Annotated in this window: 12 protein-coding genes; 4 read left to right on the plus strand and 8 right to left on the minus strand. The window is 68.8% G+C overall.

The genetic code is table 11. The features are described from left to right. Positions 1 to 238: 238 nt before the first annotated feature. Entirely contained in the window at positions 239 to 3,034 is a 2,796-nt protein-coding gene (gene glnE / locus N4G47_RS00420; protein ID WP_475284515.1) for a bifunctional [glutamate--ammonia ligase]-adenylyl-L-tyrosine phosphorylase/[glutamate--ammonia-ligase] adenylyltransferase, read from the plus strand. 260 nt (positions 3,035 to 3,294) lie between these two features. Here the strand turns inward: glnE and N4G47_RS00425 are convergent, their stop codons facing one another. The 5 genes from N4G47_RS00425 to N4G47_RS00445 form a co-directional block, all read right to left on the minus strand. Beyond that, entirely contained in the window at positions 3,295 to 3,855 is a 561-nt protein-coding gene (locus N4G47_RS00425; protein ID WP_475284517.1) for a queuosine precursor transporter, read from the minus strand. A gap of 75 nt (positions 3,856 to 3,930) precedes the next feature. Then, on the minus strand, positions 3,931 to 4,446 hold the full coding sequence (locus tag N4G47_RS00430; RefSeq protein WP_249842111.1) for a hypothetical protein: 516 nt from the start codon (positions 4,444 to 4,446) through the stop codon (positions 3,931 to 3,933). A gap of 33 nt (positions 4,447 to 4,479) precedes the next feature. Next, a complete protein-coding gene (locus N4G47_RS00435) occupies positions 4,480 to 5,331 on the minus strand; it encodes a DUF2145 domain-containing protein (protein ID WP_475284519.1) in 852 nt (283 codons plus the stop codon). A gap of 48 nt (positions 5,332 to 5,379) precedes the next feature. Continuing rightward, the gene (locus N4G47_RS00440) at positions 5,380 to 5,607 is read right to left on the minus strand and encodes a hypothetical protein (RefSeq protein WP_107232142.1); all 228 of its coding nucleotides are present in this window, start codon (positions 5,605 to 5,607) and stop codon (positions 5,380 to 5,382) included. Between the two features lie 104 nt (positions 5,608 to 5,711). Further along, positions 5,712 to 6,671 (minus strand): mitochondrial fission ELM1 family protein, encoded by a 960-nt coding sequence (locus N4G47_RS00445; protein WP_475284522.1) that lies wholly within the window; start codon positions 6,669 to 6,671, stop codon positions 5,712 to 5,714. 126 nt (positions 6,672 to 6,797) lie between these two features. Between N4G47_RS00445 and N4G47_RS00450 the strand changes: the two genes are divergently transcribed. Together N4G47_RS00450 and N4G47_RS00455 are read left to right on the plus strand one after the other, a co-directional pair. Continuing rightward, entirely contained in the window at positions 6,798 to 7,388 is a 591-nt protein-coding gene (locus tag N4G47_RS00450; RefSeq protein WP_107232144.1) for a malonic semialdehyde reductase, read from the plus strand. A gap of 86 nt (positions 7,389 to 7,474) precedes the next feature. Further along, on the plus strand, positions 7,475 to 8,191 hold the full coding sequence (locus N4G47_RS00455; protein ID WP_080393036.1) for a YceI family protein: 717 nt from the start codon (positions 7,475 to 7,477) through the stop codon (positions 8,189 to 8,191). A gap of 197 nt (positions 8,192 to 8,388) precedes the next feature. Here the strand turns inward: N4G47_RS00455 and N4G47_RS00460 are convergent, their stop codons facing one another. Then, positions 8,389 to 8,790: a hypothetical protein gene (locus N4G47_RS00460; RefSeq protein WP_249842107.1), complete on the minus strand. Its 402-nt coding sequence runs from the start codon at positions 8,788 to 8,790 to the stop codon at positions 8,389 to 8,391. 240 nt (positions 8,791 to 9,030) lie between these two features. Here N4G47_RS00460 and N4G47_RS00465 point away from each other — a divergent pair, with 240 nt between their 5' ends. Next, entirely contained in the window at positions 9,031 to 9,864 is an 834-nt protein-coding gene (locus N4G47_RS00465) for a hypothetical protein (protein ID WP_475284525.1), read from the plus strand. 123 nt (positions 9,865 to 9,987) lie between these two features. On the opposite strand, the gene N4G47_RS00470 is transcribed toward N4G47_RS00465, so the two are convergent. Together N4G47_RS00470 and N4G47_RS00475 are read right to left on the minus strand one after the other, a co-directional pair. After that, positions 9,988 to 10,785: a siderophore-interacting protein gene (locus tag N4G47_RS00470; protein ID WP_475284527.1), complete on the minus strand. Its 798-nt coding sequence runs from the start codon at positions 10,783 to 10,785 to the stop codon at positions 9,988 to 9,990. A 60-nt stretch (positions 10,786 to 10,845) separates the two neighbouring features. After that, the gene (locus tag N4G47_RS00475) at positions 10,846 to 11,406 is read right to left on the minus strand and encodes a PadR family transcriptional regulator (RefSeq protein WP_475284529.1); all 561 of its coding nucleotides are present in this window, start codon (positions 11,404 to 11,406) and stop codon (positions 10,846 to 10,848) included. Between the last annotated feature and the right edge of the window lie 455 nt (positions 11,407 to 11,861).

The raw sequence follows: 11,861 nt of genomic DNA on the forward strand, positions 1-11,861 counted from the left end.
GGGCTTTTTTATGCCCGGCCGCCCAGTATGAATACGCAATAGCGGGGTCGGATCCCTTTTGCCGCAGGCAAAGGCTCTGACCCCATCCACGCTCCCGGTAGAGTCGAGCTTGCTCGACTGCCGTTGGGCGGCATGGGTGAAAGCCAGTCGAGCAAGCTCGACGCTACAGGCCCTTGGGGTCAGAGCCCTTCGCCCATGGCAAAGGGATCCGACCCCGGCCGGTCGATACAATCAGCCCATGACCCTCGCCCCCGCTGAACTGCCCGCCTCCCTGCAGCCCGTCGTCGACCGCGCGCTGTCGCGATTGACCCAGGCGCTGCCCGAGCCCGTCCCGGCCGAGCTGCAGCCGCTGCTGACCCGGCTGGCGGTGGCCAGCGACTTCGCGTTGGACACCCTGGTGCGGCAACCGGCATTGCTGGCGCAGCTGGTCGCCCCTGGTTGTCCGCCGATTCCCGCGCCGGTGCTCGACCCGGTGCAGCCCAGCGACTGGCCGGCGCAGCTGCGGCGCTGGCGCACCGCCATGTCCACGCGGCTGATCTGGCGCGACCTGGCCGGTCTGGACGACGTGGCGCAGACCCTGGCCGGCGCCACCACCCTGGCCGAGGATTGCCTGCGGCTGGCGCTGGACGCCCTGCAGCAGGAGTTCGCCCAGCGCCACGGCGTGGTTCGCGATGGCGAAGGCGCCCCGCAGCAGCTGGTGGTGTTCGGCCTGGGCAAGCTCGGCGGTGGCGAGCTCAACTTCAGTTCCGATATCGATCTGGTTTATGCGTATCCGCAGGGCGGCGAATCCGACGGCCCGCGCGCGCTGGCCGCCGAAGAGTACTTCGCCCGCCTCGGCCAGCGCCTGGCCAAGCTGCTGGACGAAACCACGGTCGATGGCTTCAGCCACCGCGTCGACCTGCGCCTGCGCCCGTTCGGCAGCGCTGGCCGCGTTGCGCTGTCATTCGCGGCGATGGACCAGTATTTCCAGCGCGAGGGCCGCGACTGGGAACGCTATGCCTGGTTGAAGGCGCGTGCAGTGGCCGGCGATATCGCTGCCGGTGAAGCGTGGCTGCAGACCCTGCGCCCGTTCGTGTACCGGCGTTATCTCGATTTCACCGCGCTCGATGGCCTGCGCGAGATGAAGGCGGCGATCACCGCCGAGGTCGCGCGCCGCGAACTGCATGAAGACATCAAGCGCGGTGCCGGTGGCATCCGCGAGATCGAGTTCCTGTGCCAGGCGCTGCAGCTGATCCGCGGCGGCCGCGAGCCGGCGCTGCGTGAGCGCCGCCTGCTGGTGGCGCTGGAGGCACTGGTGACCGCCGGACAGATCGCGCCGGAAGATGGCAGCGCGCTGCGCGAGGCCTATCTGTTCCTGCGCCGGCTGGAAAACCGCCTGCAGATGCTGCGCGACGCGCAGACCCACGTGCTGCCCAGCGATGCGCTGGACCGCGAACGCATCGCCATCGGCCTCGGCTACCCGGACTGGAACGTGCTGCGCGCGGCGCTGGCCGTGCAGCAGCAGCGGGTCAGTACCGAATTCGCCGCGCTGCTGGCACCGCGCAAGGGCCAGGCCGCGCCCGACGCGCTGGCCAACTACTGGCGCAGCCTGCCCGACGGCAGCGATGCACCGCTGCTGGCCGAAGCCGGTTTCCTCGATGCCAACGGCGCCGATCAATCGCTGCGCGATTTCGCCCAGGGCACCGGCGTGAAGTCATTGTCTGATGCCGCGCGTGCACGCCTGGACCGCGTGCTGCCGGCATTGCTGCATGCGGCCACGCGCTCGCCGCAACCGGACGCAGCGCTCAAGCGCGTGCTCGGCCTGCTGCAGGCGGTGCTGCGCCGGACCAGTTATCTGGCGTTGCTGGACGAACAGCCGAGCGCGTTGGCCCGGCTGGTGGACGTGCTGGCGCGCAGCGCACTGCTGGCCGAACGGCTGGCGGCGTATCCGCTGCTGCTGGATGAACTGCTGGACGTGCGCGTGTCCGGGCCGATGCCGGATGCGGACGGCATGCTGGCCGAGTGCCGGCAGGTGCTCACGGTGGAAGATCCCGAATCCGCGCTGCGCTGGCTCAACGAGACGCGGCTGGCGCTCAGCTTCCGCATGGCGATGGCCACGCTGGACGGCCGTCAGGGCGCGGTGGACAGCACCCGGCAACTGGCCGAGCTGGCACAGGCTGTGGTGATCACGGTGTTGGCGATGGCCGAAGCGGACATGCGCGCCGCGCACGGCGAGATTCCCGGCGGGCGTTTCGTGATCATCGGCTATGGCAGCCTGGGTGGTCTTGAACTGGGCTTCGGCTCCGATCTGGACCTGGTGTTCCTGCACGACAATCCGGCCGGCGTGGACGCCAGCGATGGCGCACGGCCGCTGGAGCCAGGGCGCTGGTATGCGCGCCTGGCGCAGAAGGTGATGGCCCTGCTCGGCGCGGTCACCGCTGCCGGGCGCCTGTACGACATCGACGTGCGTCTGCGCCCGGATGGCGGCAAGGGTTCGCTGGTGTCTTCGCTGGCCAGCTACACCGAGTATCAGCGCGAACGCGCCTGGACCTGGGAACACCAGGCGCTGGTGCGTGCGCGTGGTGTGGCCGGTGATGCCAGCCTGCTGGCCGACTTCGAACAGGTGCGCGCGCAGACGTTGGGTCGCGAACGCGATCAGGCGACGTTGTTTGCCGATGTGTTGAAGATGCGCGGCCGCATGCGCACCGAGCTGGACCGCAGTGATGCCGCGCGGCTGGACCTGAAGCAGGGCGCCGGTGGCGTGGTGGACCTGGAATTCCTGCTGCAGACCGGCGTGCTGGCGCGCAGTGCGCAGCATGCGGCGCTGCTGCAGCCGCGTGATACGCCATCATTGATCGATGCATTGGCCGTTGCCGGCTTCCTGCCCGCTGACACCGCATTGGCGCTGCACAGCGCACACGCCGCGCTGCTGGAGGTCGGATTGGCCTGCACGCTGGATCGGCGGCCGCGTTTGGCAGCGACCACCCCGGCCATTGAAGAGGCCTGCGCGGCGATCACTTCGGCGTGCGTTGAAGCGAAGTTGCCGTTCGCCTGACTGGCAGCGATGGCTGCGCAATGGCCTGCTTCTGGTGAATGCCAACCTTGGTTGGTACAGGCCATCAGGGTTCATGACCCTGGCAACAGCGTGCCGACCAACGGTCGGCACCCACCGAATCATTTCTCCCACCGAATCAATGGCCGTGCCGATGACCCGCTCTTGGTAGGTGCCAACCTTGGTTGGCACAGGCCCATCAGTGTTCATGACCCCGGCAACAGCGTGCCAACCAAGGTTGGCACCTACCAGGGAAACTGCGGTCAGCCGGCGGCGCGCAGCGGCGCCATCTTCCACAGCAGCGCGCGGAACGGGGCCAGCAGGCACACGCCGATCGCCAGCTTCACCGCCAGGTCGCCGGCGGCCCAGCTCACCCACGGCAGCGTCGAACCGGCAAACGCGATCGACCAGAAGATCGTGGTGTCCACCGTCGCGCTGCAGGTGGTGGCCACCATCGGCGCGCGCCACCAGCTGCCACGGCGCAGGCGGTCGAACACGGTGATGTCCAGCAGCTGCGCCACGATGAACGCAGAGCACGAGGCAATGGCAATACGTGGCGTGGCCACCCACACCGACAACACCACCGCCACCAGGAAACCGATCCACGCCACGCGGCGTGCCGGGCCCGGGCCGAAGCGGCGGTTGATCAGGTTGCTGACCAAAAACGCCACCGGATAGCTGAAGGCACCCCAGGTCAGCCAGTCGTTGATCGGGTACTGCACCAGCACGTTCGACAGCAGCACCACCGCGCCCATCGCCAGTACCGCCAGCACCAGGGCGCGCGGGGTCAGCGGGGCAAAGACAGGGGCAGGACGCACGGACATGGCGAGCCAGGGGGACAAGGGGAATCGCCCATTATCCGCCCGGCCCGCGGCAAAGCCAAAACCGGCCGTTCAGCTTTACAGCGCTTCGCTCATCACATCGCCGGCGGCGTAGGCGGTGGGCACGTAGGCAAGCGTCTGGCCCTGGGCACCCTTCACGTTCCAGCCGGCGCCGGCCGGGGTCGGCTCGAAGCGCACCTGCTGGCCAACCACGAAGGCCGCCGTCGGGTCCTGGTCCTTCGGCGTAACCGGCCAGTGCAGGGTGGCAGTCTGGTCGGCCTTGTCGGGCACCTGCAACTGCACCTTGCGCTCGCCCTGCGGCGTGGTCTCCACCTTTTTCACCTCCATCGGCGGCAGCGGCACCGCCTTGGTGCGGGTGGCCTTGCCGTGGCGCTCGCTGGCCTCGAACGGCGCCTTGGACAGCTCGGACAGGCCCATCGAGGCCGCCAGCGGCAACGACAGCACCACGAACGAAGTGACGATCACGCTGGCCTGGCTGCTGTTCAACTGCGGCGCAGCGCCGGCATGGACGGTGGGCACCAGCAGTGCGGACAGCAGCAGGGCGGACGCGGGAACACGCAGGCAACGGAACATGCAGACCTCCAGGGAGCGAGGGAAAAGAGGGATTCAGGGCGCGGCGGCGGCAGCACCGGCCACCGGCACATGGGCGATCACCAGTTCCTGCTGCAGCTGGCTGCGTTGGTGCAGGAAGTCGAACACCGATTCCACCGTCACCACCGAGTAGTTGCCGGAGATGCGTTCACCGGCGGGGTGGTCGGTGGTGGTGGCGTTGGCCACGAACAGGCGCGCACCCACGCGCTTGCCCAGGCCGATATGCAGCACGCTGGGCTGGTACTTGTGCTGGCGCAGCCACTGCTGGGCCTGTTCGCGCTTGACGATGGCCGGCGCGCCGTCGGCCTGTGCCATCGCTGCGGCCAGCACTTCCAGCACCCACTGGTTGGAGTTCTGGTAATCGGTGGCGAACGGGTAGGCCACCACGTTGTACCTGGTTTCGTGCAGCGCCTTGGGCTGGATCGACGGCGCGGCCAGCATCGCCTTCAGTGCCGCACGCAACGCCGGCGAAGGAATGCCGATGCGCACATCGGTATGCCCCGCGCTTTCACCGACGAAGTTGCCCAGGCCTTCGTGGTACAGCTGCGAGCTGTCGGTCTTGCAGCGGTTGAGCAGGTGCATCGCGCGCCAGCGGCCGTCGTCTTCGCGCAGCAGGAAGGCCAGATGGCTGTGGCGCAGGCCGTAACGGCTCAGGTCCTGGCCACCGCGCGCGGCCACCACCACGTCCACCTCGGGCAGCGCGTCCAGGCGTTCGGCGGTGGTCCAGGCAACGTCCAGCATCGCCGCCTGCGACGCCACGCTGGGGTAGCGCTCGCGGCACTCGGTGCTGTTGGCCCAGGCGGGTGTGGTTGCCAGCAGGCTGGCGAACAGCAGCGCGGCGCGGGGCAGGCGATAGAAACGATCCATGTCGGTACCTTCAACGGCGGTCAGGGCCGCGCGCTGATCATACGCCGGTCAGCGCAGCGGGCGGTCCACACCCTTGCGCTTGAGCTCGCGGTCGCAGGCCTCGCTGATCGGTGCCACCGGCAGTGGCGGGCGCTCGTCGCGCGGATTGCGCAGCGCCGGCTGCTCGCGGTACGCATCCAGCTGCTGCTGGCACTGGTAGGAAATCGGGTCCAGCTCGGTGGGCGCGGTGGAGCACGCGGCGAGCAGGGCCAGCGGCAGCAGAAGCAGGGTACGCATGGGGACATCCGGTCCGATGGGGGAAGTTGGACTCTAACCGTGCGGCCCGATCGAGATGTTCAAAAATCGCTGGGCGAACAGGTGGTGCCGGCCAGCGGCCGGCACTACCGTAGTGCCAGGCGCTGCTTTACCTCCGCGGCAATCCGCGTGGTCTCGCGCAAAGGTTCGATGCGCTCGTACTGCCAATCCAGCCACTTCGGCTGCAAGCGCCCGCGCTCGCGCAACTGCTGCTGGAAGCGCGCCAGCCGCCCTTGCACGGTGTCGGCCAGCGCCACCATCACCGGCATGCGCGTGGCGCAGGCTTCAGAGAGCAGGTTCACCGAATCGGGCGATACCACCACGCGGTTGGCCCAGCCGAGCAGGCCGCCATACGGATTCACCCCGTCGCCGCCATCGCCCCAGATCACGTGCGGCAGGTCGGCGAAGGTCGCGCGCAGGATCTCGGCCAGCGCCGGCGGGGTGCGTCGCGAGGTGGTGGCCAGCAGGCTGCCGCCTTCGCTGCGGATCTGCTCGGCCAGGGCGCGGAACACACCGACCATCGCGGTCTCGTCCCACGGTGCCAGCGGCGTCGGGCCGCCCACCAGCAGCGCGGTGCGCGGGCCGGGCAGGGTGCTGAAGCCGGCGAACGCGGCGCGGCCCCAGGCCAGCCAGTCATCGTCCACCGGGTTGAGGCTGCCGAGCAGGGTCAGCACGTTGCTGCCGCGCAGGCGGTCGTGCTCGGGCACCACCACCACATCCCAGTGGCGCGCGCCCAGGCGCGGGTCAAGAATCTGCACCACCTGGCTGCCGCGTGCACGCAGCACGCGCAGGGCACCGGCGGCCTGGCGGCCACAGCCGATTGCCAATGCCGGCGGGTCGGCAGCCAGTGTCGCCAATGCCTCGCCATAGCCGTTCACTTCACCGGGCAGGCGCCGTGGTGACAGCCAGCGCCACGGTGCACGCGGCTGCAGGAGCAGCGGCCGATGGGTGCCCTGGCGCAGCGCCGAGGCCAGCGCGACCGCCTGGCGGACATTGCCCGCGCGGCCGTCGGTGACCGTCCAGGGCGCGCTCGATCGTTTCACCATTGGCATTAATTCGTTTCAGCCCTGCTGGGTGTTGCAACAGTCGCGACACTCTACACTGCGGCTCGTCGATTCGCCCCGCGCCGCCCGCGGGCACTGACTTCCCTTAGCCGCCCTGGAGATCCACCGATGTCCCACGCGCTTGACGCTGCCGCCCTGGACCAGCTGTTCCGTACCGCCCGCACCCAGAACGCCTTCCTCGACAAGCCGGTGTCCGACAGCCTGCTGCAGGAACTGTACGAGCTGGTGAAGTGGGGCCCGACCGCAGCCAACACCACCCCGGCCCGCTTCGTCTTCGTGAAGTCGGCCGAGGCCAAGGCCAAGCTGGCCCCGGCCCTGTCCGAAGGCAACCACGACAAGACCATGGCCGCCCCGGTCACCGTCATCATCGGTTTCGACCTGGATTTCCACGAGAAGCTGCCGTACCTGTTCCCGCACACCGATGCCAAGGCCTGGTTCGAGGGCCCGCGTGAAGGCCGCCACGAAGCCGCCATCCGCAACGGCAGCCTGCAGGGCGCCTACCTGATCCTGGCCGCGCGCGCGCTGGGCCTGGATGCCGGCCCGATGTCCGGCTTCGACAATGCCAAGGTGGACGAGGCGTTCTTCGCCGGCACCGCCATCAAGTCGAATTTCCTGGTCAACCTGGGTTACGGTGACTCGGCGGGCCTGTTCCCGCGTCTGCCGCGCCTGTCGTTCGACGAAGCGGCGCGCATCGCGTAAGTCGCTGTATCGGTTTCGGGCCCGCCGTTGCTCGGCGGGCTCTTGCTGCACCGTGTACCCACCCTACGATCCGGAGAGTTCCTCAGATGAGCGCCACCCGTAAACTGCTGCTGCCGCTGGCCCTGACCCTGGCCATCGCCGCCTGCTCCAAGCCGGCCGACACCGCTGCCCCGGCCGCTGACGCTGCTGCCCCGGCCACCACCGAACAGGCCGCTGCCCCGGCTGCTGCGGCCGCCGATGCTGCCGCTGCCGCCCCGGCCGCCGAAGCGATCAAGATCGCCTCGGGCACCTACAAGCTGGACCCGAGCCACACCGACGTGCTGGCCCAGTGGAGCCACTTCGGCTTCTCCAACCCCAGCGCGCACTTCGGCAACGTGGAAGGCACCCTGGTGTACAACGCCGAAGACGTGACCAAGTCCACCGTGGAAGTGAAGCTGCCGCTGAGCGGCCTGAACAGCTTCACCGCCAAGTTCGACGAGCACCTGAAGAGCGCCGACTTCTTCGACGCCGCCAAGTTTGCTGATGCCACCTTCAAGAGCACCAAGGTGGAAGCGGCGGGCACCAACAAGCTGACCGTCACCGGCGACCTGACCATCAAGGGCATCACCAAGCCGGTCACCCTGGACGTCACCGTCAACGGCGGCGGCGAGCACCCGATGGCCAAGGTTCCGGCCGCCGGCTTCGATGCCACCACCACGCTGAAGCGCAGCGATTTCGGCGTCGGCGCCTATGCTCCGAACGTCAGCGATGAAGTGAAGATCCGCATCACCACCGAAGCCACTGGCGAAAAGCCGGCGGCTTGATGCACCCCGCTCACTCGTCGTGAGAAGGCAGAAGGCCCGCTGAAAAGCGGGCCTTCTTTGGGTTCTGGTAGAGCCGGCCGCTGGCCGGCTGCATGCGAGGTGCCCGATGCTGATGGGGTTGCCGGCCAGCGGCCGGCACTACCCGGTAGGTGCGGACCTGCATCTGGTGGGTGCGGACCGTTGGTCCGCACGATCCCTCAGCGCAGCGCGCCCATCCACGCCACGCACGCTTCGCTCGGGCTCTGCTTGGCCTTCACCGTCAGCCCGCTCACGCGCACGAAGGTCTGCGCTGCCTGCGCCACCACCTGGCGGGCGATCAACGCCGCCTGCTTGGTCGCGGCCTGCTGCTTGCGCAGCTGCACGATGTGCACCGACGGGCGGCCCACCGGCGCGTACTTCTGGTCGCGACGCAGCACGTCGGCCACCTGCGCCACTTCGAACTCGGCCTGCAGGTAGCGGTGCTGCGCCTCCACCAGGTCGCGCAGCGGCGCGCGCAGCGCGGCGGTGTCGGTGAACGCGGCCAGCGCTGTGTCGCAGGCGGCATCATCGGCGAAACGGGTACGCAGCGCGTCCACGCTGGCCAGGGTCAGTTTGGCCATGTGGGCCTCGTTGCTGCAGGAAAGGAGCGCGATTGTCGCATTGCTTGCCGGCCCCTGCGTTGATCCGGGGTACTTTCGGCCTTCGTTGGATGGGGGGCGGGGCGCCGCCTCTGTAGCGCCGAGCCGATGCTCGGCTCATCCCGCGTAGCGCGGGGGATGGATCAATGGTGGCTGGGAGAGCAGCCGAGCGTGGGCTCGGCTCTACAATGAGCCGCTGTTTCATTCACGGAAGAACGACCCATGCAGGACGCGCAGTACTGGTTGAACGAATTCTGGGCCGGGTTGAGCGTGCTCGATCTGGCCTTGGGCAGCGTGCTGGGCACGTTGCTGGGGCTCATCGCCGGCCTGGCCGTGTGGTATGGCCTGCGCCGCCGCGGCTGGCTGCAGCGGCGCAAGCGCTGGCATCACTGGCTGCTGGCCAGCTACATGGTGCTGCTGCCGCTGGCCACCGCCTTCTTCGGTCTGCAGCTGGGCTTCACCGCCGGTGCGCACCGCGCGCTGTTCAAGCAGCTGGACCATTTCCAGCCGCACCTGCAGACCCTGGTGGCCGAATGGAGCCACGGCTTCACCGATTCGCTGGACGACCCGCGCATGCGCGAGGCGCTACGCAGCCAGGGCACGGTGGGCGATGTGGCCGATGCGGTGGCCTCGGCCTACCTCAGCGAGCACCCGCTGCCGGCGCTGGACCGCCTGGGTGACGGCGTACTGGCACGTGCCACGGGCTGGGTGATCGGCAAGGTGCGCGAAGGCGTGCTGCGTGGCCTGGTGGAAGACACGCTGGTGGACAAAGCGGGCGCACTGGGCGTGGAGCCGAAGGTGGTGCGCGAGGCGCTGACCATGCACGTGGACGAGCTGCTGCACACCCGAGGCGTGCTGCGCCTGGTGAAGGCGCAGATCAACGGCATGATGCCCGGCGTGTACTTCGGGCTGCTGCTGCCGTGGCTGTTGATCCTGCTGCTGGTGGCGCTGGAGATCTGGGCCGCGCACCGGTTCGGATGGACGCGGAAGGCGGCGACCGACGTGGTAGTGCCGGCCGCTGGCCGGCAGCTGCAGGTTCCTGCCGAAGGTTCATGAGGTTGCCGGCCAGCGGCCGGCACTACCTGCCGTAGAGCGTGCGGACCAACGGTCCGCACCCACCGAGGAAGGTGCGTCAAGGGCGTGCGGGCCAACGGTCCGCACCTGCCCAGGTGCATGCGGTCAATCGCCGTCGGTTTCGTCGGGGTGGGCCTTCCAGTAGCCGGTGGAACGGATCCAGTCGCGTGGCACGCCCAGGTGGCCTTCGATGAACTTGCGCATCATCCGCGCGCGGCGCGATTCGGTGGCGATCCAGTAGAAGGCATCGCCGTCCGGCGCCTCGAAGTCGGTCAGCATGTCCTCCAGCAGCGTGCTGCTGGCGGCCGGGAAGCCGTTGCGCTCCAGCCAGTGGATGCGCACGTTCTCGTACTGCGGCAGGTCCTGGCGTTCGGCTTCATCGCTCACTTCGATGTAGGCCTGCACCTCGGCGCCGTCGGGCAGCACGTCCAGCCAGCGGGCGATGGCCGGCAGCGCGGTCTCATCGCCAATCAGCACATAGGCGTCGTAGCTGTCGGACACCACGAACGAGCCGCGCGGGCCGCCGATCACCAGCGCGTCGCCGGGCTGCGCGCGCTCGGCCCACGGCCCGGCAATGCCCTGGTCGTGCAGCACGAAGTCGATGGCCAGCTCGCCGGTCTCGTGGTCCCACCAGCGCGGGGTGTAGTCGCGGGCGGGCGAGGGCTCCTTGCCCTCCGGGTAGCTGCGGCCTTCGGCGGTCAGCACCGGCAGCACCATCTCGCCGGCGGCATTGGGGAAGAACAGCTTGATGTGGTCGTCGGCGCCGGGCGAATCGAAACCGGCCAGGTCGTCGCCGCCCAGCACGATGCGGCGCATGTGCGGGGTGACTTCTTCAGTGCGCAGCACGGTCAGTTCACGGAAGCGCACATCCAGGCGCAGGCGCGTGTTGTTGTGTTCGGTCATGGGGATACCTGTAAAGGTGTCGCGCGGGGGCGCGCGGCATGGGGGAGGACCTGGCTGGAATCAGTCTGGCTGGGTCGTTGAAAGCGGTGGTTGCTCGTTACCGGCAGTCCCGTTGAGCAGGGCCGAGGCCCGGGTCAGCAGTGCGGCCACTTCGTCCGCCTCACCCTCGGCCCAGCGGCCGTGGTGGTGCACCAGCGCCCGCTTGAACTCGCGCAGGGCGCTGGCCAACGGCGGCGGCAGCGAGGCCTTGGTGATCTCGCGGGCGCGGTCGAAGGCGCGTCGCTGCGCCAGCCGTACCTGGGTGCGCTGCACCTTCAGCTCGAACTCGCCGGCGGCGGTGATGCGGAAGATCCGCTTGCCGTCCACTTCCTCGGCCTCGATCCAGCCGGCCTGCTCGAAGCTGGCCAGCAGCGGGTACATGGTGCCGGCGCTGGGCGTGTAGGCCTGCATGAACTGGTTGCTGATCAGCTGCATCAGCTCGTAGCCGTGGCGTGGCTGCTCGCCGATCAGGGCCAGCACCAGCAGGCGCAGGTCACCACGGCTGAGCACCCGCGGCTGGCCGTTGCGGCGCGGCACCGCCGAATCGGTGGAACGGGCTCGGGGAGAAGGGGAACGGCTCATTTCGATATATCGGTAAACGAGTGTGCAAACGATATATCGATATGTTGAAAGCGACAACACTCGATCCGGCCACAAGCAGGGCTGATTTGGGCCACGGCCGGCCACGCGGACGGCAAAAGGGGCGCCCCTTGCGAGGCGCCCCGGGCACTGCTGTGGAAGGGAGCCAGGCCGCGAAGGGCCCCACTCGCCTCCACCGTGATGCCGTGCTGGGGGCCGATCCAGAGGCAGGCGCGACATGTTGGCGGCGGTTCAGCGCCCGCCCCGCGCACCGCCCCGCACCGTGGTCGGCCGTGCCCCACAACCGTCATCGGCAGCGGTAACACTGCGTCCTGCACATGGGCGCAGCGGCCCGTAAGCGACAGCCCACGCAGCCGCCAAGGCCCGTCGCAGGGCCATCAAGGGCGCTTGCAAGCCCCTTGCGGACACTGGCCGCTTGCGTCCATACGCCAGCGTAG

The sequence above is a fragment of the Stenotrophomonas sp. GSD10 genome, from assembly GCF_056172695.1.